This is a genomic window from Streptomyces tremellae, from assembly GCF_039540215.1.
Lineage (GTDB): Bacteria > Actinomycetota > Actinomycetes > Streptomycetales > Streptomycetaceae > Streptomyces > Streptomyces tremellae.
In genome coordinates this window covers 14,964-41,166 of record NZ_BAABEP010000008.1, presented here as the reverse complement: position 1 = coordinate 41,166, position 26,203 = coordinate 14,964, and the positions used below count along the sequence as shown (strand labels likewise).

Here is a 26,203-nt window from a genome sequence, read left to right as displayed (position 1 = left end):
GGGCAGCTCCGGCGGGGAGTTTTTGGTGCCCGGCGGTGCGGGGGCGCGTCCTCGCACGCCGGGGCGGGGCGGTGCGCTGACCGATGTCGCGGGGCTGCGGGTGGGCCATGCCCGGGTGGCGGGCGAGCGGGCGCTGACGGGAACGACGGTGGTGCTCGCGCCGGACGGCGGGGTGACGGCGGCGGTGGACGTCAGGGGCGGCGGCCCCGCGACCCGCGAGACGGACGCGCTGGACCCGCGCAACCTGGTCGGGCGGGTGGAGGCCGTGGTCCTGACGGGCGGCAGCGCCTACGGGCTGGACGCGGCGTCCGGGGTGGCGGCCTGGCTGGAGGAGCAGGGGCGCGGGGTGCGCATCCCGGACCGGGGGCACGTGGTCCCCGTGGTGCCCGCGGCGGCCGTGTTCGACCTGGGGCGCGGCGGCGACTGGAGTGTCAGGCCCGGGGCCGCGACGGGCCGCGCAGCCGTCGAGGCGGCGGCCGACTCGCCCCTCCTCGCGCCGGTCGCGGAGGGCTCGGTGGGCGCGGGGACGGGCGCGCTGGTCGGCCAGTTGAAGGGCGGCGTGGGGACGGCGAGCACGGTACTGCCGGACTCCGGCGCCACCGTCGCCGCGCTCGTCGTCGCCAACGCGGCGGGTTCGGCGGTGGATCCGCTCACCGGGGTGCTGTACGGGCGGTACTTCGGGGGGCACGCGGTCCCTCCCGCGCCGGCGGTCCACGAGGCGGCCCAGGCCCGACTGGCCGCGCTGGGCGAGGACATGGGGCCCGCGCCGCTCAACACCACGCTCGTGGTGGTCGCCACGGACGCCGCGTTGAGCCGCGCCCAGGCGCAGAAGGCGGCGGGCACGGCGCACGACGGCATCGCCCGCGCGGTGCGGCCGGCGCACCTGTTGAACGACGGGGACACCGTGTTCGCCCTCGCCACCGGTGACGTCCCTCTGGGCGAGGGCCCGTTGGCGCTCAATCCGGTGCTGGCGGCGGCGGCCGACACGGTCACGCGGGCGATCGTGCGGGCGGTGCTCGCGGCGGAGGGGGTCAGCGGCCCCGGAGGCGTGTTCCCCTCGTACCTGGACCTGTACGGATCTGACAGCGCGCGGGATGTTCTGTGACGCACGGAGGAGGGAATTCTCCGAATGGCGCTGTCTTTACCAAAACTCTGGACGTGATCTCACCCCAAGGGGCTACCGTATGCGTTCACAAAGTTACACCTGGCGATGTCGGGGAGATCCCTCTTGAACGGTCCGCACGAGACGACCGAGACGCACATCCAGCGCCTTCTGGAACGCTCACTCAACTCCTTCGCCCTGCCGGCCGCGCTGATCGGGCGCCTCGACTCCGCGCTGACGCACGCCAGTTCGCTGTCCTCCGCACACCACAGCAAGGGGCGGCACCGGGAGACGTACCGGCACACGTTCCTGCTCTCCGACGGGAGCGCGCTGACGCTGTGGGAGGTCGTCCACACGGCGGCGCGCGGGGACACACCGCTGCACGAGCTGTTCGCCGCGGAAGCGGACGCCCGTGAGGCGTCTGCCCGCCTCTTAGGCGGGGAGGAGCCGCCTCCCGGGCCGGCCGACGCGGACGGCGACGGCTTCGCCCACGACATCCGGATCTCGCCGCCCGAACTGCTCGCGGCCCAGCCGTCCGCGCTGCCCAGGCTCTATGTGAGCGACAACTCCCCCGACCACGCGCGCCGGGTGCTGCGCAGGGCGGAGAACGCGGACCGGCCGGGCGAGGCGACCGCGCGCCTCCTGCGCACGGCCTTCGCCCATCACATCGCCCAGGTCTTCGGCCACTGGTCCCACGCGGAGGAGGGCGGCGGGTTCATGCTGTACGAGCACGCGTTCCTGCTGCTCGACGGCACCGAGACCAGCCTGTGGGAGGTCGAGCACACGGCCACGCCTGACGGGCGGCACATGTGCGAGGTCTATCTGGACGAGGGCGCGGCGAGGGCCGCGCTCGAACGCAGGTCGCGGGTGCGCTGACCCGCGGGCGCGGGGGCCCGGCCCCGGGCAGGGGAGAGCCCCGGCGCCTGGGGGGGTTGGCACCGGGGCTCGTCTGTGGGGCGGCGGAAAAGCCGCCGTCTTCGTGAGTGACCATACGGGCAATGGGCGCATGCGTCACGCCGCCGCGTCGAAGCCCGTGTCCCTCGCCATCTTCTTCAGTTCGAGGAGGGCGTGCTTCTCGATCTGCCGGATCCGCTCACGCGTGAGGCCGTGCTCCTTGCCTACCTCCGTCAGCGTGCGCTCCCGGCCGTCCTCGATGCCGTAGCGCATCCTGATGATGGACGCCGTCCGCTGGTCGAGCCGGCCGATCAGGTCCTCGAGCTCCTCGCTGCGCAGCAGCGTGAGGACCGACTGCTCGGGCGAGACCGCGGAGGTGTCCTCCAGCAGGTCTCCGAACTGCGTGTCGCCCTCGTCGTCCACGGACATGTTCAGGCTCACCGGGTCGCGGGCCCAGTCCAGCACGTCGATGACCCGCTCGGGCGTGGAGTTGAGCTCTGCCGCGATCTCCTCGGGCTCGGGGTCCCTGCCGTTCTCCCGGTTGAACTCGCGCTGCACGCGGCGGATCCTGCCCAGCTCCTCCACCAGGTGGACGGGGAGCCGGATCGTGCGCGACTGGTCCGCTATGGACCGGGTGATCGCCTGGCGGATCCACCAGGTCGCGTACGTGGAGAACTTGAAGCCCTTCGCGTAGTCGAACTTCTCGACCGCGCGCACCAGGCCGGCATTGCCCTCCTGGATCAGGTCGAGCAGCGGCAGGCCGCTGCGCGGGTAGCGCCGGGCCACGGCGACCACCAGGCGGAGGTTGGAACGGATGAAGACGTCCTTGGCGCGCTCGCCCTCGGCCACCAGCGCCTCCAGCTCCTCGCGGGACGCGCCGCCCGCCTCGCTCGTGACCTCGCCGTCGAGGATCTGACGGGCGTAGACTCCCGCTTCGATGGTCTGGGACAGCTCGACTTCCCTCGCGGCGTCGAGCAGCGGGGTCCGCGCGATCTCGTCGAGGTACATGCCGACCAGGTCGCGGTCGGCGATCTCCCCGCCAGTAGCGCGAACACTGTTCGCCTCGGTCGTTCCGCGCGAGGCAGTGCGACGGGCGACGGCACGGGTTGCCATGCGAGCTCCCTTGCTGGACTGAGTAGGTCGCGACACCCGATCGGGTGCCCTGCTTCCGGTGGTAAGAACGCCTGGAAACCGGACAGAATTCCCATGCCGTCCGCGATTTTCGTGATCATGCAGTACCCTGTCCGGCTAGCCTGGCCCCCCAAGGAGGGGGAACCATGGGCAGCTCAGTGACGGAAGTGCAGGTCAGGCCCGGCATCGAGGCAGATGCCGAGGCGCTCGCGGACATCTACAACCACTCCGTCCGGGAGACGGCCGTCACATTCGACACCGTTCCGGTCACTGCGCAGGAGCGCCTCGGGTGGCTGCGCTCCCACCCGGTAGACGGCCCGCACCGCCTGCTGGTTGCTCGGGATGTCCCCTCTGCCCGCATTCTCGGCTATGCGACGAGCGGCCCGTTCCGGGCCAGGCCCGCGTACGCGACCTCGGTCGAGGTGAGCGTCTACTGCGCGCCGGGGGCCCGCGGCCACGGGGTGGGCACGCGGCTCTACGCCGCCCTCTTCGCGGCCCTCGGCGGCGAGGACCTCCACCGCGCGTACGCGGGGGTCGCCCAGCCCAACGAGGCCTCCGTGCGGCTGCACGAGCGGTTCGGCTTCCGCCACGTCGGGACGTACGCGGAGGTGGGGCGGAAGTTCGGGACGTACTGGGACGTGGCCTGGTACGAGAAGCCGCTGCCGGGTGCGCGGCACGAGGGGTGAAGAGGCGCGGGGCGAGGGCGGGGCCGGAGCGCGGCCCCCGGTGGCGCCGGCCGCCCCGCCGGAACACGGCCCACGGGCGGCGCCGCAACGCCCTCCCCCGTTGACGCCGTCCGCCGGGACACGGCCCCCGGGGCGGCGCCGCCCGCCCCCGTCCGGCGGCGTCCGGGAGGCTCAGCCGTACTGGAGCGAGCGCTTGGCGAGGCCGAGCCAGAAGCCGTCGATCACGCTGCGGCCACTGCCCAGCTCGTCCTCGGCCGCGCCCAGCGTGACGAACAGCGGGGCGAAGTGCTCGGTCCTCGGGTGCGCGAGCCGGCCGGCGGGCGCCTTGTGCTCGAAGTCGAGCAGCGCGTCGACGTCCTGGGCGAGCAGGGCCCGGTTGCCCCAGTCGTCGAACTCGACGGACCAGGACGGCAGCCCGCCCTCCTGCCGCAGCGCGGCGAGGTTGTGGGTGAAGAAGCCGCTGCCGATGATCAGCACGCCCTCGTCGCGCAGCGGCGCGAGCTTGCGGCCGATCTCCAGCAGCCGCCGCGGGTCGAGGGTCGGCATCGACATCTGGAGCACCGGGATGTCGGCCGCGGGGAACATCTCCTTGAGCGGCACGTACGCGCCGTGGTCGAGGCCGCGGTCGGGCTCGTCGTGCACGGGCATCCCCGCACCGCGCAGCAGCTTGCGCACGGACTGCGCGAGGGCGGGGGCGCCGGGGGCCTCGTACCGCACCTGGTAGTAGCGCTCGGGGAAGCCCCAGAAGTCGTAGACGAGCGGAACGGTGGAGGTCGCGCTCAGCGCGAGCGGCGCCTCCTCCCAGTGCGCCGAGACGATGAGGATCGCCGTGGGGCGCGGGAGGTCCGCCGACCAGGCGGCGAGCTCGCGTGGCCACTGGGGGTCGTCGGCGAGCGGCGGCGCGCCGTGCGACAGGTAGAGGGCGGGCATGCGCTCGGCCACTGCGGTCATGGAAACGACCTCCCACAGAAGATCTTGAACTCTAAAATAATAGCCTCAGGCTATCTGGATATCGTCAAACTTTCAAGGAAAGGTAGGATTAGGACCATGACAACGCCGCCGGTCCCCTGTCCTGACGAGGAGCCGCGCTGGCTGAGCGACGAGGAGCAGCGGGCCTGGCGTGCGTTCATGCACGCGACCGTCCTCCTCGACGACCACCTGGACCGGCAGCTCCAGCGGGACGCCGGTATGCCGCACATCTACTACGCGCTGCTCGTCCATCTCTCCCAGGCGCCGGACAGGGCCCTGCGGATGACGGACCTCGCCCAGGGCGTGAAGATCACCAGGTCGCGGCTTTCGCACGCCATCACCCGGCTGGAGGCGGACGGCTGGGTGCGCAGGGAGGAGTGCCCCTCCGACAAACGGGGTCAGCTCGCCCGCCTCACGGAGAGCGGGGAGGCCAAGCTGCGGGAGGCGGCGCCCGGCCATGTCGCGGCCGTACGGCAGGCCGTCTTCGACCGGCTCACCCCCGAGCAGACGACGCAGCTCGGCGAGATCATGCAGGCGGTGGCCACCGCGCTCGAGCCCGAGGGCCCCTGCGCCGACCTGCCGTGGCGGCGCTGAGGCGCCGCGCGCCCTCACGCAGGCGCCTCGCGGCGCCACCGGTCCCCGCGGCCGTACGCGCACCCACCCGCGACAGGACGCGCGACCGCCCGCCCCCCTGACGCACGTCCGCCCCGGTACCGCGATCGCGGTACCGGGGCGGAGTCCGTGCGGCGGATGCCCGTCGGGGCCCCCTCGGGGCCCGGGTCCCGCGGCCTCCCCGGCCTTGCGGCACGGCCGCGGAACCCCGGTGTCCCGGATGTCCCGGGTCCCCTCGCGGGTCAGTGCATGGAGACCGGCAGCTGGACCTCGTCGTCGAGGCCCGCGGCCCCGTCCTCGGTGCTCTCGGAGGTGACCTTCGTGACGCCGGGGCGTCCCGCGTTGATCGCGGTCAGCGCGATCGCGGCAGCCACGGCGAGAATGGCGACGGCGACCCAGATGGCGGACGTGTACCCGTGCACCAGGCCCTGGGCCTGCACCAGCCGCGCGCCTGCGGCGCCGGCCGCGGCGGGCGCGTGGTGCGAGGCGAGGTAGGTGCCCGTGGCGGACGCCGCGATGGTGTTCAGCAGGGCCGTGCCGATGGCGCCGCCGACCTGCTGCGAGGTGTTGACCATCGCGGAGGCGACACCCGCGTCACGCGGCTCGATGCCGTGCGTCGCGAGTGACATGGCCGGCATGAACGCCGTACCCATGCCGAGGCCGAGCAGGATCATGCCGGGCAGGATGACGCCCGTGTACGAGGAGCCGACCTCCAGGCGCGTCAGCAGCAGCATACCGACGGCCGCGACGACGAAGCCGGGGCCCATCAGCGCCCGCGCGGGCACCTTGTTCATCAGCCGGGCGCCGATCTGCGTCGAGCCGGTGATCATGGACGCGACCATGGGCAGGAACGCGAAGCCGGTCTTGAGGGCCGAGTACCCCTGGACGACCTGGAGGTAGTACGTCAGGAAGAGGAACAGGCCGAACATGCCGATGATCGCGAGGCCGAGCGAGGAGTAGACGCCGGCCCTGTTGCGGTCGGTGACCACGCGCAGCGGCAGCAGCGGCGCCTTGACCCGCGACTCGACGAACGCGAAGGCGGCGAGCAGCACGACCGTCGCGACGAACATCGCGAGGGTCACCGAGTCGGTCCAGCCGTCGGACTCGGCGCGGGTGAAGCCGTACACCAGCGAGACCAGGCCGAGGGTGGCGAGGAACACGCCGGGGATGTCCAGCGGGTTGCGGTTGCGGCCGCCCGCGGGCTCCTTGATCACCAGGAACGCGCCGAGTGCGGCGATGATCGCGAACGGGATGTTCACGAAGAAGGTCCAGCGCCAGTCGAGGTACTGGGTGAGGAAGCCGCCGAGCAGCAGGCCTACGGCACCGCCGCCACCGGCGATCGCGCCGAAGATGCCGAACGCCTTGGCGCGCTCCTTCGGGTCCGTGAAGGTCGTGGCGAGCAGCGAGAGCGCGGCCGGCGCGAGCAGCGCGCCGAAGACGCCCTGCGCGGCGCGCGAGCTGAGCAGCATCGCCTCGTTGACCGCGGCGCCGCCGACCGCGGAGGCCGCGGCGAAGCCGAACAGGCCCACGACGAAGGTGCGCTTGCGGCCCCATAGGTCGCCGACCCGGCCGCCGAACAGCAGCAGGCCGCCGAACGCCAGCGCGTAGGCCGTGATGACCCACTGCTTGTTGCCGTCGGATATGTGCAGGTCGGTCTGGGCGTGCGGGAGCGCGATGTTCACGATGGTCGCGTCGAGCACCACCATCAGCTGGGCGAGCGCGATGAAGACGAGCGCCTTCCAGCGGCCTGCGGCCGCGGCGTGCTCGGGAGCGGAAGCGGAGCTCGCGAGCTCGCTTTCCGGCCTTTTCGACAGTCTTCTTGACATGGAGGTATCCGCCTAAGGAGGTACGGGAGGACGGGAGCGTACGTAAGTCCTGGCGACGCTGCCGTGCTTACGAGAGGGGACGCCACCCCGGTCTGCGGGTGACGCGGTCTTCGGTGTCCGCCGCCCGGGACGGACGTGGCCCCGGGGCGGACATGGCCCCGCGGCGCTGCGGGCGTCCGGGCGCCGCGGCGGTCAGTGCGTGCGGTGCGCCGGCCCGTCCGGCGGGCGGGATCGGTTGCGGGTGGTTCGGTGGCGGGGTCGTGGGACCCGGTACGTGGTACGTGGTGAGGGCGGGTACGGCCCGTCCGGCGGGAGGCCGGTCCTGTCCTGCCCCGCCTCGCGGCGGGCCGTGTGCCCTTCTGGCGTGTGGCTGTGTGTCTGGGTCAGGGCGCGTCAGGGGGTGGCGCGGCGCAGATCCTCCAGAGTCGCGGACCTGCCCGGCAGAGCGGACCTGGCAGGGGCTTCGAGGCCGTCGAGAAAGAGCTGCAGGTGCCGGTGGGTGAACCGGTCCGTGTCCAGGCAGCCCGTCCCTGGCAGTGGGCGGGAGAGCTGGGCGAGCGCGACCATGAGGTCGCCGTGACCCACGTCGGAGCGGAGCCTGCCGGCCCGCCGCGCGCGCTCCATCATCGCCTCGACCGTCTCCGTCAGGCGGAGGCGCTCCGTGTCCAGATCCGCCCGGCGCGGCCCGAAGCCGTCGGACAGCAGGGCACACAGCGCGCCGATCCGCTCGTCGACCGCCTCGTGCGCGAAGCGGCACAGCGCGGCGAACGGATCGGGTTCCTCGGCGCCCGCCCGCTCGGCCGACTCGGCCGCCCGGGACATGACGCTCCGCGCGACCTCGACGAGGAGCGCGGACCTCTCGGCGAAGTGCCGGTACAGCGTGGCGTTGCCGATGCCGGCCCGGCGGGCGATGTCGTCGAGCGGGGCCTCGGGCCCGTACTCCACGAAGATCTCACGGGCGGCCGAGACGATCCGCTCCCTGTTGCGCAGGGCGTCGGCGCGCGGCCGCGTGGAGCGGTGCGCCTCGGCCTCCGTGCCGGGTCGGGTGGCGGTCTTCATGTCGGCCTTCCGTCTGCGCCCCGGGTCTGCGCCGGGGCCGCGATCGCTCGCTGTGAACTCTCCGTTGATTCCACGTAAACGGGGATCACCTCCCCGCTTGCCGCGGACACAGGTGCAAACGGGGATACGGTCCCCAGTTATTTCCCACCCACTTTGTGATCCGGGTCACATGGTCTTTGAATCCCGTTTTGCCCGGAAAACCCACGATCGGCGCACCCAGCGAGCGGCGACACGCCGACGGACGGAGGGTGATCGAACAGAGAGCAGTCAGGACGGCCGGCTGCCGCGGACCCGGAGGGCGACCGCATGCAGGAGAGGCGCCGGATACGCAGCTCGCACATATCCAGCGGGACCAACGCCCGCGGGCGCCGCGGCGCCCACCGCCGCAGCCGCCGCCACCGCGTCGGGATGCTCGCCGGCTTCACCGCGCTCGCCCTCGCCGCCCTGACCACGGCCAGCGGCTCCCCCATCGCCACCCGCGCCACCGCGGGCCCCGGCTCCGCGCAGCACGACGCGGTGCTCGGCCCGTGCCGCATCAGCTCGAAGCCGGGCGCCGCGGTCCAGATGTCCGAGGGCCTCCCGACCAACACCGGCTACGCGCACTCCACCGGCGTCCTGCACGCCCTCAACCTGATGGTCGACTTCCCGGACGCGCAGGGCCCCGGCCCTGCGATGTCCCGCTTCCACGAGTTCTTCCCGCAGACCGCGCGGTGGTTCAGGACCGGCTCGTACGGCCGGCTCGACTACCGCCCCGAGACGCCGGTGCGCCACTGGCTGCACATGCCGAAGACGTTCCGTGCCTACGGCATCAACCGCGGCTCCCCGTACGAGCCCGGCTATCACCGGCTGGTCGACGACATCGTGAAGGCCGCGGACCCCGAGGTGGACTTCAGCAGGTACGACCTCGTCAACATCCTGGTGACGCCGAACGCCGGGCCCTCGGCGCTCGACACCGTGCTCTCGGTGACGTTCTCCGGCAACAAGGACGCGTCGCACGCGGACGGGGTGCCGCTGTCGAACATGTCGTTCGTCTACAGCCGCCAGGACGACGGCTCGGGCTCGTACGGGAGCACCGGCTACCGGGTGCTGCCCCACGAGAACGGCCACACCTTCGGCCTGCCGGACCTCTACACCTCGGAGGGCGGCGGCTCGGTGGGCCACTGGGACATCATGTCCGAGGACTGGGGGGCCGACAACGACCTGCTGGGCTGGCACAAGTGGAAGCTCGGGTGGCTCGACGACGACCAGGTCAGCTGCGCGTCGTCGAGCGGCGCCCTGGAGCGGCGGCTCGAACCGCTGGAGACCCGCGGCGGGCGCAAGATGATCTTCGTGCCCGTCTCCGGGCAGTCCGGGTACGCCATCGAGGTGCGCACCCGCGCGGGCAACGACGACGCGGTGTGCCGCCCCGGCGTGCTGATCTACCGCGTCGACGCGTCCGTCGACACCGGCGAGGGCCCGATCTCGATCTCCGACGCCACCAGGAACAGCGGCGGCTGCACCCGCCTGCCCAACGTCCAGGCCGAACTCTCCGACGCCACCTACCAGCCGGGCCAGACCTTCACCGACAGGGCCGACCACCTCACCGTCTCGGTCCTGTCGAAGGAGGCGGACGGCGGGTACGCGGTACGGGTGACACGCCCCTGAGGCGCGGGGCGGTCCCTGAGGCGCGGGGCCGGTCCCTGAGGCGCAGGGCGGTCCCAAGAGCGGCGGGGTCCTGAGAGCGGCCGGGGTCGCCGCGTACGGGCGTACGCGGCGACCCCGGGGAGCCGTACGGGCCGCAACGGCCGCCTAGGCGGAAGGGGACAGCCCGGCCGCCCACTCCTCGATCCGTACGACCTCCGCCTGGCCCGGGAAGACCTTGCCGGTCAGCACGCGGTGCACCTCGGGGTCGCCGTCCAGGCAGCCGTCCTCCAGCACCGTCAGGCGGAAGTCCAGGTCGGCGGCCTGGCGGAGTGTCGAGAGCACCACACCGCTGGTGGCGATGCCGGCCAGCACCAGCGAGTCGACGCCCTGCGCCCGCAGCACCATGTCGAGGTCGCTGCCCGCGAAGGCGCTCACCCGCTTCTTGGTGACGACGATCTCGCCGTCGAGCGGCGCGACGTCCGGGTGGATCGCGGCGCCGGGGTCGCCCGGGGCGAACCCGCGGGCCGCGCCCTCCGCGACCGCGCCCGCGATCCGGCCGAAGGCCTTGTTGCGCGGGCTGACTTCGGGGTGCCCCGCGCGGAACCCGACCACGACATGGATCACCGGCGTTCCCGCCGCGCGCGCCGCGTCGACGGCCCCGCGCAGCCTGGGCAGGTACGCGGGGTCGCCGTCGAAGCGGCCGACTATGTCCTGCTGCACGTCCATCACGAGGAGCGCGCTTTTCGCCATTGCGGCTTTCCCTTCTGGTTCTTCTGCTTCTACTGGTTCTTCTGGACCTTCTGGTCCTGCCGGTCCTTCTCGTCCTGCCCGTCCTGCCCGTCCTGCTCCGAGGCGGGCTGCCCGTCCGCGCGCTGGTGGCGGCCGCGCAGCACCGAGGCGACCGCGGAGACGAGCGCCATGCCCGCGGCCACGGTGAACACGATCACGAGCCCGTGGTGGAACGGTCCCGAGACCAGCTGCGGGAAGAAGCTGTGCCCGGTCAGGGTGCGCCGCTGAGCGCCGGTCAGCCGGTCGAGCACGCCGCTCGGGCCGAGCAGGTGCTGGACCGGGTTGTTGCCGAGGAACGTCGCGAACAGCGTGCTGACCGGCGGCAGCGAGGCGACCTGGTGCGCCGTCGCCGCGGGCACGCCCTGGCCCTGGAGGCCGGAGCTGAGCGTCGCGGGGAGCTTGGCCGCGAGCCCCGAGACCATCAGCGAGAAGAACACGCCGATGGACAGCGCCGTACCGGAGTTCTGGAAGGTGGAGCGCATGCCGGAGGCGACGCCCCGGTACTCGGACGCCACGCTGCCCATGATCGACGACGTGTTGGGCGAGGAGAACATGCCCTGGCCGAGCCCGTTGAGCAGCAGCAACAGGGCGAACAGGGAGTAGTTGAAGTTCACCGGCAGCAGGAGCAGGCCGATGAAGGAGGCCGCCACCACGAGCAGCCCCGTCGTGGAGAACAGCCGCGCCCCGAACCGGTCCGACATATAGCCCGAGATCGGCCCCGCGACCAGGAAGCCGCAGGTCAGCGGGAGCATGAAGATCCCGGCCCAGAGGGGCGTGGCCTCGAAGTCGTAGCCGTGCAGCGGCAGCCAGATGCCCTGCAACCAGATGATCAGCATGAACTGGAGGCCGCCGCGCGCGATCGAGGTCAGCAGCGCGGCGAGGTTGCCCGCGGCGAAGGCGCGCACCGTGAACAGCGAGAGCCGGAACATGGGCTCCTTGACCCGCGTCTCGATCAGGCAGAACACCGCGAGCAGGAACACCCCGCCGAACAGCCCGGCGAGGACCATCGGATTCCCCCAGCCGGTGGCGCTGCCGCCGTACGGCTGGATCCCGTACGTGATCCCGGCGAGCAGGATGCCCGCGCCCGCGGCGAACGTGAGGTTGCCCCACCAGTCGATCCGCCCGCGCCGCCCCGACGCGGTCTCCCGCAGGGAGAGGTACGACCAGATGCTGCCGGCCACGCTGATCGGGACGCTCACCCAGAACACGGCGCGCCAGTCGACCACGGCGAGCAGGCCGCCCGCGAGGAGCCCGAGGAACTGCCCGGCGAGCGCGGTGATCTGGTTGATGCCGAGCGCCATGCCGCGCTGCCGTGCGGGGAACGCGTCGGTGAGGATGGCGGCCGAGTTCGCGGTCAGCATGGAGCCGCCGAAGGCCTGGACGACTCTCCAGAGGATCAGCCAGAGCGCGCCCCCGCCGCCGGTGAGCGGGTCGAGGGAGAGCGCGATCGAGGCGCAGGCGAAGATCATGAACCCGAGGTTGTAGATCTTCACGCGGCCGAACATGTCCCCGAGCCGCCCGAGCACGACGACGAGGACCGCGGAGACCAGCAGGTAGCCCAGGATCATCCACAGCAGGTAGCCGATGTTGCCGGGCGCGAGCGGGTCGAGCCCGATGCCCCGGAAGATCGCCGGCAGCGAGATGATCACGATGGACGCGTCCATCGTCGCGATCAGCACACCGAGCGTGGTGTTGGACAGGGCGATCCACTTGTAGTTCGCGGGCATGGGGGACTTCGCCATGCGCTCGGCGCGGGTGGGCCGGCCGCGCCGGCCGGAGCCCGCCCCTGCAGCCACCCCGCCCGCGGGCCCCTCGTGGCCCGGGGCGCCTGAGCTGCCGCCTGGCGTCCCCGGGGCGCCTGAGGCACCACCGGACGTACGCGGGGCGCCCGGCATGCCCGGAGAACCCGGGGTGCCCGGAGACCCCGGGGTACCCGGAGAACCCGGGGTGCCCGGAGACCCCGGGGTGCCCGGCCCGGTCACAGCCGTTCTGCCAGGCGGTCGAGCAGCGGCAGTACGGCGACGAGCATCCCGCGCTCCTCGGGCGTGAACTCCCGGTCGAGCACGTCGGTCATCCGCTGCACCGACTCCGAGCGCCGGTCCATCAGCACCTTCCGCCCCTCTTCCGTGACGCTCATGACGGACCGCCGCCCGTCCGCCGCGTCCTGTTCGCGCCGTACCAGACCGCGCTCCTCAAGCAGCGCCAGCGTCGAGGCCATCGCCTGCGGCCGTACGCGCTCAAGCTCGGCGAGCGAGCCGGGGGAGTCGGCGCCGTCCCTGCTCAGCCGCGCCAGCACGGACGCGCCCGACAGCGTCACGTCGCCGACGGCGTGCGTCTGCCGCAGCCGCCTGGTGATCCGCGCGACGGCGAGGCGCAGCGCGGCCCCCACCTGTGCGACATCGTCCTCGCCCGCCGCCCCGGGCATCCCCTCATCCATATTTAGTAACAATAGGCTTATCAACCCGTCGTAACTACTGCCTCCACCTGTGAAAACGCCACGCCCCCGCGCGGCCCGGACGGCTAGGGTCCGGCGGATGGATCTGACCCGGGCCCTTCCCCTCACCACCGACCGCCTCCTGCTGCGCCCCTTCGTGCCGGAGGACCCGGAGGACATCGACGGCATGTACGCGTACCACCGCCTTCCCGAGGTGGCCCGCCACCTCTACCGACCGCCGCGCACCCGCGAGCAGTGCGCGGCCGTCGTCACAGACGCCGCCACCCTCCCCACCTGGGAAAACGACGGTGACGCTCTCATCCTCGCCGCCGAGAGGGCCGTTGCGCCCGGCGTGATCGGCGAGATCGTCCTGCGCTGCGCGAGCGCACACGCACGGCAGACGGAGATCGGCTGGACGCTCCACCCCGCTCACGGCGGGCGCGGGTACGCCACGGAGGCGGCCGCCGCGCTCGCGGCGTTCGCCTTCGACACGCTGCGCACCCACCGCCTCTTCGCGCGCCTCGACGTGGAGAACACCGCCTCCGCACGCCTCTGCGGACGCCTCGGCATGCGCCGCGAGGCCCACCTCGTCGAGAACGACCTGGACGGCGACCGCTGGGGCAGCGAGTACGTCTACGCGGCGCTGACCCACGAGCTCCGGCGCGCCTGAACCCTCCGGCCGCGCGGAGCGCCACGCGCGACGGCCAACGAGCCCGCCACCCCCACCCCGTGTCACCATGCGTGAACACGACGCGACAAGACGTGAGGAGAAAATAACTTTCACGGCCCTTGTGTCCTCCTGAAGGAATCCTTCACCCTGGCCTGGCGCCATGCTCCTTGACCTCGCTCAGTCCCGGCCCCGCTCAGTCCCGGCCCCGCTCAGTCCCGGCCTCGCTCAGCCCCGGCCCCGCTCAGTCCCGGCCCCGCTCAGTCCCGGCCTCGCTCAGTCCCCACCGGCGAAAGAGGAACCCCACCATGGACACCCCGCACAGCCGCACACCCGCCAGCCGCCGCACCGTCCTCACCGCGGCGGGCGCCGCCGTCGCCTCCCTTGCGCTCGGCACCTCCGCGGCGTCCGCCGCGACCCGCCGCCGCAGGCCGCTGCCCGACCTGCTCTCGGAACTCACCCCCGCGCAGCGGGTGGGTCAGCGGATCATCTACTCGTACCCGGGCCTCACCCCGCCGGACAGCCTGCTCAGCGCGATCAGCGCCGGCGAGGCGGCCGGGGTGATCTTCTTCGGCGAGAACATCTCCGACGCGGACCAGATCGCCTCCGCCGTCTCCCAGCTGAAGGCGGCGAACGAGAGCAGCCCGGTGAAGGCCCCCCTTCTCCTGATGACCGACCAGGAGGGCGGCCAGGTGCGCCGCCTGCCGGGTGCGCCCGAACTGTCCGAGAAGCAGGTGGGCGAGGCGTCGGACCCCGAGGCCGCCGCACAGGACGCGGGGACGGGCGCGGGCCGCAACCTCGCGGGCGTGGGGATGAACGTCAACCTCTCCCCCGTACTCGACGTCTACCGCGAACCCGGCGACTTCGCCGACGCCCACCAGCGCTCGTACGGGACCGACCCGGACGAGGTCGGCACACTCGGCGGTGCGTTCGTCACCGCACAGCAGGACACCGGCGTCGCCGCGACCGCCAAGCACTTCCCCGGCCTCGGCGCGGCCACCGCGGAGGAGAACACCGACCTCGGCCCCGTGACCCTCCGTCAGTCGCTCGACGAGCTGCGGAACGTGGACGAGGCGCCGTACCGCGCGGCCCTCGACGCCCACGTCAAGCTGGTCATGCTGTCCTGGGCGGTCTACCCGGCCCTCGACGCGACGCACCCCGCCGGCCTCTCCTCGAAGATCATCCAGCAGGAGCTGCGCGGCCGCCTCGGCTTCACCGGCGTCACCATCACGGACGCCCTGGAGGCGAAGGCCCTGAGCAGCTCCTACACCACAGAGCGCCGGGCGGTCCTGGCCGCAGGCGCGGGCATGGACCTCCTCCTCTGCTCGGCCAGAGACGTCTCCCAGGGGCGCGCCGCCGCCTCCGGCCTCACCACGGCCCTCGCCGACGGCACCCTCCCAGGCACCCCCTTCGACACCGCGGCCAAACGAGTCGCCGCCCTCCGCGCGGCCCTGGCGTGAGCCTCGGACCCGGGCGCCACGGGGCGCGCGTGGACCCTGCTCCCGCGTGCCGCCGAGCGCGCCGCGCCCGCCCGAGCCCGGAGTCCCGGCGCCGTGCCCCCGCGCCGTTCCCCCGGCTCCGGATCCGCTACCCTGTAGCTGCGCCTTCGTAGCTCAGGGGATAGAGCACCGCTCTCCTAAAGCGGGTGTCGCAGGTTCGAATCCTGCCGGGGGCACAGGGAAACACCCGGCCAGAGGCCCTTCCGTCCGCAGGACGGGAGGGCCTTCGCCGTCGCCGCACACGGCGGGTGGCGAGCGTCCAGGCGGGGGCCGTCCGGGCTAGGCAGCGGCAGGGTCGCGCGCGGCGCTGCCCTCAGGAACGCTGCACTCCGGCCTCGCCCATATCTGTTCCCGCCGGATGAGAATTGAACTGCGCCCGCGGACAGATTTATTGGCGCGGCAGCCGGAGCGGAATTACGGAACAGACGCGGGCCGTTGCGGCGTGCTACTGTCATTTCAGTTGCAGTTGTGGTTCCCGAAACTTCAGGTGCGTCCCGGTCGGCTCCATGCCGTCGGGAGCATTTTTTGTCATCCGGTGTTTCCGGACGGGGTGATCATCGCGGCGACACGGCGTTCGCACAGTGCGGACGGCGATGCACTGCCCCGAAGGAGAATGACATGGCTACTGGCACCGTGAAGTGGTTCAACTCGGAAAAGGGTTTCGGCTTCATCGAGCAGGACGGTGGCGGCGCGGACGTGTTCGCCCACTACTCGAACATCGCCGCCCAGGGCTTCCGCGAGCTGCTCGAAGGCCAGAAGGTGAGCTTTGACATCGGTCAGGGCCAGAAGGGCCCGACGGCCGAGAACATCGTTCCCGCCTGACGCGACTGACGCGTACTCACAGCTGGGGCCCGCATCCTTCGGGGTGCGGGCCCCGGCTGCTTTCGCCTCCCCGGGGCAGTCCCGGCCGGGCGGAGCGCAAGGATCCCGGAAACCCTCAGGTTCCGCACCCGGTCTTCTTCGCCGGATTCACCGGATTCACCGGACGCGGGCGCGCTTCCGGGCCGTGCCACCCCTGACGCCCCGAGCGGTGCGTCCACATCGCGGCCGCCTTTCTCGAGACCGGCGTCTGCACAGACTGTGCGCGGCGAAAATCTTCTCCCGCGTTCCATTCGGCACGTTCTTGAAATTCTCCGCCTCGGTCAACACCGCGGGAATTGACGTGACATGTGCCGCATCGAGGAAGGTTCTGCATGAACCACACCCGTGCCAACACCCCTTTCACACGCACCACCCGTGGCGGCGGCAGGGGCGCCGCCGTGTCGGCAGGCAGCCGGTCCGGTTCGTCCGCCCGGGGCGAGTTCGCCCTGCCCAGGACGGCGACCCCCGCGCTTCCCGCCGTCGAGGGCTTCGCCGAACTCGACATGCCCGGGGAGCTTCTCGCCACGCTCGGCTCACAGGGCGTCACGATCCCCTTCCCGATCCAGGCCGCGACGCTGCCGAACTCCCTCGCAGGCCGGGACGTCCTGGGCCGCGGACGCACCGGTTCCGGCAAGACCCTCGCCTTCGGGCTCGCGCTGCTCGCCCGTACGGCGGGCCGGCGGGCCGGGGCCGGACAGCCACTGGGGCTGGTCCTGGTACCGACGCGTGAGCTGGCGCAGCAAGTCAGTGACGCGCTGGCCCCGTACGCCCGAGCCGTGGGGCTGCGGATGGTCACCGTCGTGGGCGGGATGTCGATCGGCAGGCAGGTGAGCAAGCTGCGCGGCGGCGCCGAGATCGTCGTCGCCACGCCCGGACGCCTCAAGGACCTCGTCGACCGCGGCGACTGCCGGCTGGACCGGATCGCCGTCACCGTCCTCGACGAAGCCGACCAGATGGCCGACATGGGCTTCATGCCGCAGGTCACCGGCCTCCTGGACCAGGTGAGCCCCGGGGGACAGCGCATGCTGTTCTCCGCCACCCTCGACCGCAACGTGGACCTGCTCGTACGCCGTTACCTCAGCGACCCGGTCGTGCACTCCGTCGACCCCGCGGCCGGCGCGGTCACGAAGATGGAGCACCACGTGCTCCACGTGCACGGCGCCGACAAGTACGCGGCCACCACCGAGATCGCCGCGCGCGACGGCCGCGTGATCATGTTCCTCGACACCAAGCACGCCGTCGACCGCCTCACCGAGCACCTCCTGCACAGCGGGGTGCGGGCCGCCGCCCTGCACGGGGGCAAGTCGCAGCCGCAACGCACCCGTACGCTCGCGCAGTTCAAGACCGGACACGTCAGCGTGCTGGTGGCGACCAATGTCGCGGCGCGCGGCATCCACGTCGACGACCTCGATCTCGTCGTCAACGTCGACCCGCCGACCGACCACAAGGACTACCTGCACCGCGGGGGCCGCACGGCGCGCGCCGGCAAGTCCGGCAGCGTCGTCACCCTGGTCACCCCGAACCAGCGCCGTGCCGTGACCCGTGTCATGGCGGCGGCCGGCGTCGTTCCGCGGACCACCCGGGTCCGCTCCGGCGAGGAGGTCCTGCACAGCATCACGGGCGCCCAGGCGCCGTCCGGTGTCCCGGTCGTCATCACCGCACCCGTGGCCGAACCCGCCAGGAAGCGCGGCGCCGGCTCGCGCGGCCGCCGCCGCCCCGCATCGGGGCCCCGTCGGACGCCCGTACGGCAGCCCCTCTCCGACGCGGCCTGAGGCCCGCGGCGCGATCGGCGAGCCGCACACTTCCGTGCGGGCCGTCCCCGTCCCAGCAGGAGGCACCTTTGACGCCGGACCTGATGCACCACCGCTCGCCGACCGCGTCTCCCGGGCGCGGGACGGCGGTCGACGCCACGGACACGGCCGCACCGCGGGTCTGGGCCACCATGACCGTCGAGGTGGCGCTGTCCGTCATGGCCGCGGCCCGCACGAGGCACCTGGCCGTCTGTGACGAGGACGGCCAGTGCACCGTCCTCGTCACCCTGGCCGGGCTCACCGCCGTCCGCGACAGCCCCGGCTACACGGACAGGACCCGCCTGGGCGACATCGTCCGGGGCCCGGATCCGGGCCCGGGGCACTCGGCGGCCCCGCCGAGCGGCGGCAGGAGCGCGGCCGAGCACACGAGGGGCCGTCGGCCGTCCGTGGCGTCCGTGGCACGCGGGTGCTAGGGGCGCGCTCCCGCTGAACGTCCCGCCCGAACCGTCCCGTTTTCCCCTCCCCCTTGTGAGGCATCATGCGCTGTGTCATCGCCCGTTTCCCGTTCGACCTGACCAGGAGCGGCGTGCTGGAGTCGATGAAGGACGTCAAGCCCGAGCCGGCCGCCGGCGAGGGCGGGACAATCGTCATCGGGCGGCGCCGCTACCCGACCAAGCAGGTCGGCCAGGTCATCACCGGCCAGGACCGGCGCGATTTCAGCGCGGGCGAGGTCCTGAGGGCCATGGCCAGGCTCGGCTTCACCTGCCACGCCCCGGCCCCTGCCGTGGCCGTGACCGCGCCCACGACCGACCCGTACCAGCGGGCTTCCGCGCTGCTCGGCGCACCGCTGCTGCCCTTCTGAGTCCTGTGTCCCGCTGAGTCCGCCGCCCTTCTGGGGCGCGGCTCAGGTGCGAGCGCGCGGTGGTGGGGGCCCGGCCGGGGTGTCGGCCGGGCCCCTGCGCTGTACCCGGGTCGTCGGCTGTGTCCGCGGCGTCAGTGGTCGGAGTAGCTGAAGTCGCCCACCGTCCAGGCGACGACGTCCTCGATCGCGACGCGGTACATGCCGCCCGTCTCCGGGATCCCTACGGTGCCCTGGAGGATCCGGGCCACGTGGAAGTGCAGGTGGGTGGGTGGGCCCTCCGTCTTCGCGGGGTTGTCGAAGACGGCGGAGAACTCGGCCAGGCTGGCCGAGTCCGTCAGTACCTCCGACACCCGCTGCCGCCACACGGCCTCCGGGGCCAGGCGGCCGGTGATGACGGCGCCCGCCGTGACCACCGTCAGGGACATCTGGTTGCTCTGCCCGGACTCCACGAGGGCGGCGATGTCAACGATCAACTCGTCAGCTTTCGACATGGCAGCGGATTCTATGCGCCGGCTCCCCGCGCGGAGCCGTGGCCTCGTCGGCGCCGGAGGCCGGGTACCCGGGAGCCGTGGGGAATGGGGGCCGCCACGGTGGGGTTGGGCGGGGTATGGGTGGATTTCCGGGTGGCGTGGCGGAAGAGTCGGCGCGGGAGCGGCTGCACGAGGAGCAGGCGGCCGTGCGGGGTCTCGTGGGGGCGCTGATGCGGGAGTTCGAGGGGATCATGGAGGCCAACGCGCTGGTGGCGGTGGATGACGAGCACGATCCGGAGGGGTCGAGCACCGCGTTCGAGCGGGCTCATGTCGCGGCTCTGCTGGCGCGGGAGCGCGAGCACCTGGCCGAGGTGGAGCGGGCGCTGGGGCGGTTGGAGCGCGGGGAGTACGGGCGGTGCCTGGGGTGCGGCGGAGCGATTCCGGCGGAGCGGCTCGCGGTGCGGCCGGCGGCCGAGACGTGCGTGGGATGCGCCGGGGCGCGGTAGGGGTCCGGCCGTCGCAGACGTAAGGCACATCGGTGCACAGGCACACAGGCACATTGGTGTACAGGTGCAGTGGTGCACAGGCACATTGCCGCACAGGCGCAGTGGCGCAGGCACACAGGCGCAAGGAACGGCCTCTCCGCCCGGAAGGCACGGGCCCCGGCCGCCGTGAGGGTACGTCGTGGGGCATGGGCGTCGCCTGCCCGGCCGCATCCGGCACCCCGACCGCCCTGGGACATCGGGCCGTACCGGGGGCATGGGACGCCGGCCGCACCCGGGGCCCGGGAACGCGCCGGAGGAAGGGGGCGCCCCCGTTCGGTGGGGCGCCCCCTGTGCCGGGGGTCAGCCCTGGCGGGCCTTGAAACGGGGGTCCTTCTTGTTGATCACGAAGACCCTGCCCCTGCGGCGCACGACCTGCGCCCCGGGCTTGGCCTTCAGGGACTTCAGGGAGTTTCTGACCTTCATGGCGGCCACCGCCTTCCGCTCTGGTTCCTCTGGGAGGGTCAACCATATGGGATTGGTTTTCATTTCCATATGGAGGGGCGGGTCGCTCGTTCCGGTGGGGTCGGGGGGAGGAGGGTTCGATCGGCGGGTTCGTGGAAGATGCACGTGATCGCTGGGTGTCGTCGGCTCGGTCATCCGGCAGCCGTCGCCGTACGAAGGGGCCTCACGTGGTTTTCTCGCCTCCCTTGTTCCGCGGTCCCGGCCCCAGGTGGGTGCTGGGCGCCGTCACGGGGGCCGTCGTCGTCGCGGGGGCGGCGGCCGCGGTCTCGCGGGGGCCCGCCGTGTCGTTCGGGCCCCTCGGGCCCCTCGCCGAGCTGGCGGTTCGCCGGATCCGGCTCGGGGACCAGGTGGCCGCAGCCAAGCGGAGTACGGGCGCGCCGGTCGACGATCCCGTACGGGAGCGCGAGGAGCTGGCCCGGGTGCGGCGGCGGGCGGCGGAACTCGGGCTCGATCCGGAGGCCGCGGCGCGGTTCTTCGAGGACCAGATCGAGGCGAGCAAGGTCGTGCAGCGCGGGCTGCTGGAACGGTGGCGGGACCACCCGGGCGAGGCGCCCGCCACGTGCCCCGACCTGGCGGCGGTCCGTGCGGAGCTGGACGCCGTCGCTCAGCGTCTTCTGTACGAGCTGGCCGCCACGGAACGGGTGCGGGGCGCGGGGCCCGGGTGCGCGGTGGCGCTGTCGGGGGCGCGGACCGCGGGCGCGGCCGTGCACCGGCTTGACGCGCTGCACCGCGAGGCGCTGGGGATCGCGCTGCGGTCGGTCTGCGGCGTGGGAGGGGCGTAGGGGGTGCGGGGGCGCCCACGCGGAGGCGCGAGGGGTCAGGAGTGGCTCTCCGGGGAGAGATCTTGGGTGCCGAGGGTGGCCAGGAGGGGAGGAGCTGGGCACTGGGGGAGCCGGGTGGGGCGGAGTAGACCGCGATGCGCAGGTCGGCGCCCGGGACGGTGAGGGTGTCGCAGTCGACCGGGACCGGGCCGAGTTCGGGGTGGTGGACGGTGTTGTGGTCGGCGCTGTGGAAGCCGACGACATGGGTCTGCCAGAGCTCCTCGAAGCGGGCGCTCACCCGGCGGAGGTCGGCGACGAGGGCGCGCAGCCCGGGGTCCTCGGGGTAGCGCGCGGTGGAGGAGCGCAGGTCGGGGACGAGCGCGGTCTCGAACAGCGCGCGCTGCTCAGGCTCGTGCGTGACGCGGTTGGGGTGGCCGGCGAAGTACCGCCAGGCGACGCTGCGTTCGAGGCCGCGGTACGCGGACGGGTCGCCGACGAGGGCGGCCCACAGCGGGTTCCAGGAGATGGTGTTCCAGTACGCGTCGTGGACGGCGAGCGGCGACTGGCCGAGCTGGTCGAGGAGGCGCTGCACGGTCGGCGGGATGTACGGGGAGAGCCGTCCGGCCGCGGGCGGCGCCTGCCCGCGGCCAGGAACAGGTGGTCGCGCTCGACGGGCGAGAGCCGCAGCGCGCGGGTGAGGGCGTGCAGGACCTGCGGCGAGGGTGCGGTGGCGCGGCCTCGTTCCAGCCGTACGACGTAGTCGAAGGAGACCCCCGCGAGCTGGGCGAGCTCCTCGCGGCGCAGGCCGGGGGGTGCGGCGGGTGCCGGACGTCGGGCCTGCGGGCAGCCCGGCGTCCGTGGGCGCGGTGCGGTCGCGCCAGTGGCGCAGGGCGCGCCCCAGGTCGCCGTGGTCGGTGCGGCTTCCCGGGCCGCCGGAGCCGCCGCCGGGACCGCTGCCGCCCGCGCCCGGCCCCGCCGCGCCGGGCCCGCGCACCCGCGGGCCGGGGCGGGGGCTGCTCGGGCGCTGGGGGCGTGGGCTCACCCGTCCAGTACCGGGCGCGGCGCGGCGCGCAGCCTGGTACCGGCGGTCCCCCCGCAGGCGGGGGCCCTGTCGTGGCCCGGCGGGCGGGCGGGCGGGCGGGCGGGAGCGTGGGCGGCATGACCATCACCGTGATCACCGGGGCCGACAAGGGCCTCGGATACGAGACAGCCCGCCGCCTGGTCGAGCGGGGACACACCGTGTACGAGGGCGCGCGGGACGCGCCGCGGGGGCGGCGCGCCGCCGGGGAGCCGGGGGCGCGGGGGCGGCGCGCCGCCGGGGAGCCAGGGGCGCGGCCGCTGCTGATCGACATCACCGACGAGGGGTCCGTACGGGCCGCGGCCGAGGCGGTGAGAGCGGAGGCAGGCCGCGTCGACGTGCTGATGAACAACGCGGGCGTCACCGGGGCCGGTGCTCCGGACGAGACCGAGTCCGCGGTGCTGCGGCGGGTGTACGAGACCCACGTCTTCGGTGCCGTACGGACCGTCCACGCGTTCCTGCCGCTGCTGACGGGCGGGGGCGCCACCGTGGTGAACGCCGGCGGCGGCCTCGGCTCGCTCCGCGTCGCCGCGGACCCGGAGCTGCGCGGGGCGGTGCCGGGGTGGGCGCCGTTCCCGCCTCCTCGAAGGCCGCGCTGAACATGCTGACCGTGCTGTACGGGCACGCTGTACCCGGGCGTCGCCTTCCGCGCGGTGGACCCCGGCCACACGGCCACCGACCTCAACGGCCACCGGGGGCTGCAGAGCGTGGCGGAAGGCGCCGAGCCCATCGTGGCGGCGGCCATGGCGGGGCCCGGGGTCGGCGGGCCCGCGAGGTTCACCGGGCCCGGGGGCGTCGTCCCCTGGCGAGCCCGTGGCTTCGGGCTCGGCTTCGACACGGCGACCGAGGTCACGCTGATGGTGATGGCGGGCTCCGGCGCTGCGGCCGGGCTCCCCTGGTACGCGGTGCTGAGCCTGCCGCTGCTGTTCGCAGCGGGCATGAGCCTGTTCGACACGCTCGACGGCACGTTCATGAACTTCGCGTACCAGTGGGCGTTCGCGAACCCGGTGCGCAAGGTCTTCTACAACCTGGCGATCACCGGTCTGTCCATCGCGGTGGCGTTCCTCATCGGCACGATCGAACTGGTCGGCGTCCTGCACGACAAGCTCGACCTGCGCGACGCCGTCACCGGCTGGATCGCGGGCCTCGACCTGGGCGACGTCGGCTATGTGATCGTCGGCCTCTTCGTGGTCGTGTGGGCCGCGGCGCTCGCGTACTGGCGCCTCGCCAGGGTCGAACAGCGCTGGGCGGTACGGGCGGCGGGCGACGGGCCCGGCGCGGGGGCCGGGCCGCGGGGGCGGTGAGGCCCGGCGCGCGGCTCGCGCGCCGGGCGGGCGGGGCTCAGGCGGCCGGCGGGGCGCAGAGCCCGCCGAGGCGCCCGAGAGCGGGGCGCAGCCGGGTGTCCAGGCTCCAGGTGGAGCCGGCGAACGCGTAGTACAGCGCGAGCGACGCGAAGATGTAGCCGACGGACGGGCCGAGGTCGGTCATGCCCTGCTTCCACGGCAGGTGGAAGCCCTCGGCGCCCGACCAGATGCCGAACGAGAACACGGCGCTGCCGAGGAGTACGAGGTTGCTGAACGCGCCGAGCAGCAGTCCCAGCGCGATCAGGGTCTCGACGACGGCGGTCACCACGGCGAACGTACCGGGCGACGAGGTGCCGACGGCGTGCCACAGCTGGAGCCACTGGTGGAGGACGGGGGTCTTGACCGCGTCCGCCTTGCCGAGTTCGTCGCCGAGGGTCTGGCCGTGGATGAAGCCGGGCAGCCACTTGAAGACCGCGTCGATGGCCCACAGGACGCCGAACCCGACGCGGACGGCGGCCGCGGCGTGCAGCCGCCCGGTGGTGAGGGCCGCGCGGGGCGCGGGGAGCGCGGCGGCGCGGGACGAGGGAGCGGCGAGGCCGCCGCCGGTGGTTGAGGCCGGTGTGGTCACGGGAGCAATCCGTTCCGGGGGAGGGGAAGGGCAGGGGCCGCTGGCGCCAGGGCGCAATTAGGTTAGGCATGCCTAAGCCCGCTTCCCAAGGGCATGCGGGCGTGACGAAGAACGCGGGGTCCGCGTTGAGCGGGAACGGTCCGGCGTCCGTGGGACAACGTCCGCTTTTCGTCCCGGCGGGCGCTCCCGCGCCCGCCCGCGGTCGCACACGGACCGGCCCCGCGCGCCCGGACGCCCGACGCGCCCGGCTCGGCGCACACGGCCGCCCGGCCGCCCGGCGCGCCCGGACGTCGCACGGGCGGGGCCGGTCCGCGGCGGGGGTGGCGCCGCGGCTCCCGCTACCGCAGCTCCGGGGGGCAGCCCGTGCCGCGCGGGAGCTGGTAGGGGGCGGCGAGCCGGTACACGCCAGGCTTCGGCGCGAGCAGGATCGTCCACTCGTCGCCGTCGTCGTCCTTGTCGGCCTTCGTCAGGCAGCCCGCCCGGTTGACGTACTCCTTCGGCAGGTCGGCGTCGGCGCCGCCGCGCGCCGCGCGCGCCTTGGACGCGGGGGTCTCCTCGGGCGGCGGCAGGCTCTTGCCCCGGGCGTCGACGAGGCCGAGCCACGGCGAGTACGGGATCCTGATCAGCACGCGGCCCGGCTGCCGCACCCGGATCGTCAGCTCGCCGGCGCCCGCGCGGTCCACCGTGGCGGGCGGGTCGGCCATCGGCATCGGATCCTTGACCGCGTACAGCTGCCAGTTGGCGTCGCCCCACAGCTTGTGCAGGTACGGCTCGCCGTGCCGGACGAGCGCCGCCTCGCGGGCCGCCCCCTCGTCGGGCCTGCCCTGCGGCAGGACGACGAAGTGCACGGCCCACCGGTCGAGCCAGCCGCGGTAGTTGTCCGCGGTCAGCGTGTCGTCGTAGAACAGCGGGTTGCGCGCGATGTCCGCCTGCCGGTTCCAGCCGCGCGCGAGGTTGACGTACGGGGAGAGCGCGGACGCCTCGCGGTGGCTGCGGGCCGGCACGACCTCCACCCGGCCCTTCGCCGCGCCCGCCTTCTGCAACTGGTGCACGAGCGGCGCGAGTTCGCGGGTCCACGACGCGGTGGGCGCCGTGATCACCATGTCGTCGACGCCCTTGAAGCCCGTCCACACGTTGACGCCGGCGAACGCGAGGACCAGCGCGCACCAGCGCAGCGAGCCGAGCGCCGCGTACGGGATCGCCGCGAGCAGCACCACCGCGCCCACGACCATCGCGAGACGCGAGACGTTGGAGCCGATCTGCGAGTCGACCGCCCAGGTGGCGACGGTGCCGAGCCCGTAGACGACGGCGGCGATCCGCACGGTGCGCCAGTCGCGCGGCACGAGCACGAAGACGGCCGCGGCGAACAGGAACGGCAGCGCGGCCGTGCCGACCGACATCGGCTGCGTGCCGGAGAACGGGAACAGCCAGACGGACAGCGCCTCGACGAGCAGCGGCGGCAGCCCCAGCGTGTACGCGCCGGGCCGTCGCCCGCAGCAGAAAAGGGCGACCGCGACGATCCCGAGGAACAGGCCCGCGACGGGGCTCGCCGCCGTCGCGAGGCCCGCGAGCGGCGCGGCGACGGCCGCCTTCCCCCACCGGTTCGTACGCCACCGGTGCGGCCAGCAGAACACGGCGGCGACCGCGCCGAGCGCGAACACCACACCGAGACCGAAGGTCACACGCCCCGACATCGCGTTGCAGAAGAAGGCGAACACCCCGGCCATGGAGCAGGCGACGGGGTTGCGCACGGCCTTGACACGCACCAGCACGAGCGCGGTCAGCGCGGACGAGACGGTGCCCGCCACGATCATCGTGGAGCGCACGCCGAGCAGCGACATCAGGTACGGCGAGACGACGCTGTACGAGACCGGGTGCATGCCGCCGTACCAGGCGAGGTTGTACGCCGAGTCGGGATGCCTGCCGACGAACTCGGCCCACGCGTCCTGCGCGGCGATGTCACCGCCGCTGTTCGCGAGGAAGAAGAACCAGACGAGGTGCGCGGCGAGCGCCACGCCCGCGGTCAGCAGGACGGGGTGGCGCAGGGCGAACGCGCGGAAGCCCGTGGCGGGCGAGGGCGAGGGCGCCCGCGGTGCGGGGACGGCGGCGGGCCCGGCCGCGGGTGTCGTCGGCAGCGCCGCCCGCGGCGGCTCGGCGGTGGTCACTGCGGCACTCCACGTCTCCCCTTGG

25 protein-coding genes, 1 tRNA gene and 3 pseudogenes are annotated in these 26,203 nt (G+C 73.2%); 16 read left to right on the top strand and 13 right to left on the bottom strand.

The window, feature by feature from the left end; translation table 11 throughout:
- Positions 1-25: 25 nt before the first annotated feature.
- Together ABEA77_RS08815 and ABEA77_RS08810 are read left to right on the top strand one after the other, a co-directional pair.
- Complete coding sequence (locus tag ABEA77_RS08815; RefSeq protein ID WP_345643862.1) at positions 26-1,105, top strand: P1 family peptidase; 1,080 nt, start codon at positions 26-28, stop codon at positions 1,103-1,105.
- Between the two features lie 123 nt (positions 1,106-1,228).
- Positions 1,229-1,978 carry a DUF6227 family protein gene (locus ABEA77_RS08810; RefSeq protein WP_345643561.1) on the top strand — a complete coding sequence of 250 codons (750 nt, stop codon included), beginning with the start codon at positions 1,229-1,231 and terminating at the stop codon, positions 1,976-1,978.
- Positions 1,979-2,113: 135 nt separating this feature from the next.
- Here ABEA77_RS08810 and ABEA77_RS08805 read toward each other — a convergent pair whose 3' ends face one another.
- Positions 2,114-3,109, bottom strand: coding sequence for a sigma-70 family RNA polymerase sigma factor (locus ABEA77_RS08805; RefSeq protein ID WP_345643558.1), 996 nt, complete (start codon positions 3,107-3,109; stop codon positions 2,114-2,116).
- A 164-nt stretch (positions 3,110-3,273) separates the two neighbouring features.
- Between ABEA77_RS08805 and ABEA77_RS08800 the strand changes: the two genes are divergently transcribed.
- The gene (locus tag ABEA77_RS08800) at positions 3,274-3,813 is read left to right on the top strand and encodes a GNAT family N-acetyltransferase (RefSeq protein ID WP_345643555.1); all 540 of its coding nucleotides are present in this window, start codon (positions 3,274-3,276) and stop codon (positions 3,811-3,813) included.
- Positions 3,814-3,984: 171 nt separating this feature from the next.
- Here the strand turns inward: ABEA77_RS08800 and ABEA77_RS08795 are convergent, their stop codons facing one another.
- The gene (locus ABEA77_RS08795; protein ID WP_345643552.1) at positions 3,985-4,764 is read right to left on the bottom strand and encodes a dioxygenase family protein; all 780 of its coding nucleotides are present in this window, start codon (positions 4,762-4,764) and stop codon (positions 3,985-3,987) included.
- 96 nt (positions 4,765-4,860) lie between these two features.
- On the opposite strand from ABEA77_RS08795, the gene ABEA77_RS08790 reads away from it, so the two are divergent.
- Positions 4,861-5,376 carry a MarR family winged helix-turn-helix transcriptional regulator gene (locus ABEA77_RS08790; protein WP_345643549.1) on the top strand — a complete coding sequence of 172 codons (516 nt, stop codon included), beginning with the start codon at positions 4,861-4,863 and terminating at the stop codon, positions 5,374-5,376.
- A 260-nt stretch (positions 5,377-5,636) separates the two neighbouring features.
- On the opposite strand, the gene ABEA77_RS08785 is transcribed toward ABEA77_RS08790, so the two are convergent.
- Positions 5,637-7,220 carry an MFS transporter gene (locus ABEA77_RS08785; protein ID WP_345643546.1) on the bottom strand — a complete coding sequence of 528 codons (1,584 nt, stop codon included), beginning with the start codon at positions 7,218-7,220 and terminating at the stop codon, positions 5,637-5,639.
- 393 nt (positions 7,221-7,613) lie between these two features.
- Complete coding sequence (locus ABEA77_RS08780; protein WP_345643543.1) at positions 7,614-8,279, bottom strand: TetR/AcrR family transcriptional regulator; 666 nt, start codon at positions 8,277-8,279, stop codon at positions 7,614-7,616.
- Positions 8,280-8,687: 408 nt separating this feature from the next.
- Here ABEA77_RS08780 and ABEA77_RS08775 point away from each other — a divergent pair, with 408 nt between their 5' ends.
- Positions 8,688-9,923, top strand: coding sequence for a M6 family metalloprotease domain-containing protein (locus ABEA77_RS08775; protein ID WP_345643859.1), 1,236 nt, complete (start codon positions 8,688-8,690; stop codon positions 9,921-9,923).
- Positions 9,924-10,067: 144 nt separating this feature from the next.
- Here the strand turns inward: ABEA77_RS08775 and ABEA77_RS08770 are convergent, their stop codons facing one another.
- The 3 genes from ABEA77_RS08770 to ABEA77_RS08760 all read right to left on the bottom strand — a co-directional run bounded on the left by ABEA77_RS08770 (position 10,068) and on the right by ABEA77_RS08760 (position 13,128).
- The gene (locus tag ABEA77_RS08770; RefSeq protein WP_345643540.1) at positions 10,068-10,652 is read right to left on the bottom strand and encodes a cysteine hydrolase family protein; all 585 of its coding nucleotides are present in this window, start codon (positions 10,650-10,652) and stop codon (positions 10,068-10,070) included.
- A 29-nt stretch (positions 10,653-10,681) separates the two neighbouring features.
- The gene (locus ABEA77_RS08765) at positions 10,682-12,433 is read right to left on the bottom strand and encodes an MFS transporter (protein WP_345643538.1); all 1,752 of its coding nucleotides are present in this window, start codon (positions 12,431-12,433) and stop codon (positions 10,682-10,684) included.
- A 236-nt stretch (positions 12,434-12,669) separates the two neighbouring features.
- Entirely contained in the window at positions 12,670-13,128 is a 459-nt protein-coding gene (locus ABEA77_RS08760; protein WP_345643536.1) for a MarR family winged helix-turn-helix transcriptional regulator, read from the bottom strand.
- Between the two features lie 97 nt (positions 13,129-13,225).
- Here ABEA77_RS08760 and ABEA77_RS08755 point away from each other — a divergent pair, with 97 nt between their 5' ends.
- From ABEA77_RS08755 to ABEA77_RS08725, 7 genes are all read left to right on the top strand, one after another.
- On the top strand, positions 13,226-13,795 hold the full coding sequence (locus ABEA77_RS08755; RefSeq protein ID WP_345643533.1) for a GNAT family N-acetyltransferase: 570 nt from the start codon (positions 13,226-13,228) through the stop codon (positions 13,793-13,795).
- 305 nt (positions 13,796-14,100) lie between these two features.
- The gene (locus ABEA77_RS08750; protein WP_345643531.1) at positions 14,101-15,252 is read left to right on the top strand and encodes a glycoside hydrolase family 3 N-terminal domain-containing protein; all 1,152 of its coding nucleotides are present in this window, start codon (positions 14,101-14,103) and stop codon (positions 15,250-15,252) included.
- Positions 15,253-15,394: 142 nt separating this feature from the next.
- A tRNA-Arg gene (locus ABEA77_RS08745) sits at positions 15,395-15,467 on the top strand.
- A gap of 442 nt (positions 15,468-15,909) precedes the next feature.
- A complete protein-coding gene (locus ABEA77_RS08740) occupies positions 15,910-16,113 on the top strand; it encodes a cold-shock protein (RefSeq protein WP_345643529.1) in 204 nt (67 codons plus the stop codon).
- A gap of 371 nt (positions 16,114-16,484) precedes the next feature.
- A complete protein-coding gene (locus ABEA77_RS08735; protein WP_345643526.1) occupies positions 16,485-17,924 on the top strand; it encodes a DEAD/DEAH box helicase in 1,440 nt (479 codons plus the stop codon).
- An 83-nt stretch (positions 17,925-18,007) separates the two neighbouring features.
- A complete protein-coding gene (locus ABEA77_RS08730; protein WP_345643856.1) occupies positions 18,008-18,376 on the top strand; it encodes a CBS domain-containing protein in 369 nt (122 codons plus the stop codon).
- A gap of 65 nt (positions 18,377-18,441) precedes the next feature.
- Positions 18,442-18,765, top strand: coding sequence for an SCO5918 family protein (locus ABEA77_RS08725; protein ID WP_345643523.1), 324 nt, complete (start codon positions 18,442-18,444; stop codon positions 18,763-18,765).
- Positions 18,766-18,896: 131 nt separating this feature from the next.
- On the opposite strand, the gene ABEA77_RS08720 is transcribed toward ABEA77_RS08725, so the two are convergent.
- On the bottom strand, positions 18,897-19,256 hold the full coding sequence (locus ABEA77_RS08720; RefSeq protein WP_345643520.1) for a hypothetical protein: 360 nt from the start codon (positions 19,254-19,256) through the stop codon (positions 18,897-18,899).
- A 116-nt stretch (positions 19,257-19,372) separates the two neighbouring features.
- Here ABEA77_RS08720 and ABEA77_RS08715 point away from each other — a divergent pair, with 116 nt between their 5' ends.
- On the top strand, positions 19,373-19,741 hold the full coding sequence (locus ABEA77_RS08715) for a TraR/DksA family transcriptional regulator (protein WP_425588234.1): 369 nt from the start codon (positions 19,373-19,375) through the stop codon (positions 19,739-19,741).
- A gap of 339 nt (positions 19,742-20,080) precedes the next feature.
- Here the strand turns inward: ABEA77_RS08715 and ykgO are convergent, their stop codons facing one another.
- Entirely contained in the window at positions 20,081-20,203 is a 123-nt protein-coding gene (gene ykgO, locus ABEA77_RS08710; protein WP_345643517.1) for a type B 50S ribosomal protein L36, read from the bottom strand.
- Positions 20,204-20,409: 206 nt separating this feature from the next.
- Here ykgO and aroQ point away from each other — a divergent pair, with 206 nt between their 5' ends.
- A complete protein-coding gene (gene aroQ / locus ABEA77_RS08705; RefSeq protein WP_345643514.1) occupies positions 20,410-21,024 on the top strand; it encodes a gamma subclass chorismate mutase AroQ in 615 nt (204 codons plus the stop codon).
- A 154-nt stretch (positions 21,025-21,178) separates the two neighbouring features.
- On the opposite strand, the pseudogene ABEA77_RS08700 reads toward aroQ, so the two are convergent.
- Together ABEA77_RS08700 and ABEA77_RS08695 are read right to left on the bottom strand one after the other, a co-directional pair.
- Positions 21,179-21,595, bottom strand: a pseudogene (locus ABEA77_RS08700) (MmyB family transcriptional regulator); the annotation flags it as partial.
- 122 nt (positions 21,596-21,717) lie between these two features.
- Positions 21,718-21,807, bottom strand: a pseudogene (locus tag ABEA77_RS08695) (helix-turn-helix domain-containing protein); the annotation flags it as partial.
- A gap of 354 nt (positions 21,808-22,161) precedes the next feature.
- Between ABEA77_RS08695 and ABEA77_RS08690 the strand changes: the two are divergent.
- Complete coding sequence (locus ABEA77_RS08690; RefSeq protein ID WP_345643511.1) at positions 22,162-22,680, top strand: SDR family NAD(P)-dependent oxidoreductase; 519 nt, start codon at positions 22,162-22,164, stop codon at positions 22,678-22,680.
- Positions 22,681-22,899: 219 nt separating this feature from the next.
- Positions 22,900-23,385: pseudogene (locus ABEA77_RS08685) on the top strand (HoxN/HupN/NixA family nickel/cobalt transporter); the annotation flags it as partial.
- A 37-nt stretch (positions 23,386-23,422) separates the two neighbouring features.
- Here the strand turns inward: ABEA77_RS08685 and ABEA77_RS08680 are convergent.
- Positions 23,423-24,013, bottom strand: a complete 591-nt coding sequence (locus ABEA77_RS08680) for a hypothetical protein (RefSeq protein ID WP_345643509.1) — start codon at positions 24,011-24,013, stop codon at positions 23,423-23,425.
- Between the two features lie 338 nt (positions 24,014-24,351).
- Entirely contained in the window at positions 24,352-26,178 is a 1,827-nt protein-coding gene (locus tag ABEA77_RS08675) for an MFS transporter (protein WP_425588233.1), read from the bottom strand.
- Positions 26,179-26,203: the final 25 nt, after the last annotated feature.

Excerpts from the sequence above, each read along its gene's own strand:
- ABEA77_RS08775 (WP_345643859.1), top strand. The coding sequence starts at position 8,688 with ATGCTCGCCGGCTTCACCGCGCTCGCCCTCGCCGCCCTGACCACGGCC.
- ABEA77_RS08800 (WP_345643555.1), top strand. The coding sequence starts at position 3,274 with ATGGGCAGCTCAGTGACGGAAGTGCAGGTCAGGCCCGGCATCGAGGCA.
- ABEA77_RS08750 (WP_345643531.1), top strand. The coding sequence starts at position 14,101 with ATGGACACCCCGCACAGCCGCACACCCGCCAGCCGCCGCACCGTCCTC.
- ABEA77_RS08765 (WP_345643538.1), bottom strand. The coding sequence starts at position 12,433 with ATGGCGAAGTCCCCCATGCCCGCGAACTACAAGTGGATCGCCCTGTCC.
- ABEA77_RS08730 (WP_345643856.1), top strand. The coding sequence starts at position 18,008 with ATGCACCACCGCTCGCCGACCGCGTCTCCCGGGCGCGGGACGGCGGTC.
- ABEA77_RS08735 (WP_345643526.1), top strand. The coding sequence starts at position 16,485 with ATGAACCACACCCGTGCCAACACCCCTTTCACACGCACCACCCGTGGC.
- ABEA77_RS08770 (WP_345643540.1), bottom strand. The coding sequence starts at position 10,652 with ATGGCGAAAAGCGCGCTCCTCGTGATGGACGTGCAGCAGGACATAGTC.
- ABEA77_RS08790 (WP_345643549.1), top strand. The coding sequence starts at position 4,861 with ATGACAACGCCGCCGGTCCCCTGTCCTGACGAGGAGCCGCGCTGGCTG.
- ykgO (WP_345643517.1), bottom strand. The coding sequence starts at position 20,203 with ATGAAGGTCAGAAACTCCCTGAAGTCCCTGAAGGCCAAGCCCGGGGCG.
- ABEA77_RS08715 (WP_425588234.1), top strand. The coding sequence starts at position 19,373 with ATGGGTGGATTTCCGGGTGGCGTGGCGGAAGAGTCGGCGCGGGAGCGG.
- ABEA77_RS08780 (WP_345643543.1), bottom strand. The coding sequence starts at position 8,279 with ATGAAGACCGCCACCCGACCCGGCACGGAGGCCGAGGCGCACCGCTCC.
- ABEA77_RS08720 (WP_345643520.1), bottom strand. The coding sequence starts at position 19,256 with ATGTCGAAAGCTGACGAGTTGATCGTTGACATCGCCGCCCTCGTGGAG.
- ABEA77_RS08805 (WP_345643558.1), bottom strand. The coding sequence starts at position 3,109 with ATGGCAACCCGTGCCGTCGCCCGTCGCACTGCCTCGCGCGGAACGACC.
- ABEA77_RS08690 (WP_345643511.1), top strand. The coding sequence starts at position 22,162 with ATGACCATCACCGTGATCACCGGGGCCGACAAGGGCCTCGGATACGAG.
- ABEA77_RS08755 (WP_345643533.1), top strand. The coding sequence starts at position 13,226 with ATGGATCTGACCCGGGCCCTTCCCCTCACCACCGACCGCCTCCTGCTG.
- ABEA77_RS08740 (WP_345643529.1), top strand. The coding sequence starts at position 15,910 with ATGGCTACTGGCACCGTGAAGTGGTTCAACTCGGAAAAGGGTTTCGGC.
- ABEA77_RS08725 (WP_345643523.1), top strand. The coding sequence starts at position 18,442 with ATGCGCTGTGTCATCGCCCGTTTCCCGTTCGACCTGACCAGGAGCGGC.
- ABEA77_RS08760 (WP_345643536.1), bottom strand. The coding sequence starts at position 13,128 with ATGGATGAGGGGATGCCCGGGGCGGCGGGCGAGGACGATGTCGCACAG.
- ABEA77_RS08795 (WP_345643552.1), bottom strand. The coding sequence starts at position 4,764 with ATGACCGCAGTGGCCGAGCGCATGCCCGCCCTCTACCTGTCGCACGGC.
- ABEA77_RS08785 (WP_345643546.1), bottom strand. The coding sequence starts at position 7,220 with ATGTCAAGAAGACTGTCGAAAAGGCCGGAAAGCGAGCTCGCGAGCTCC.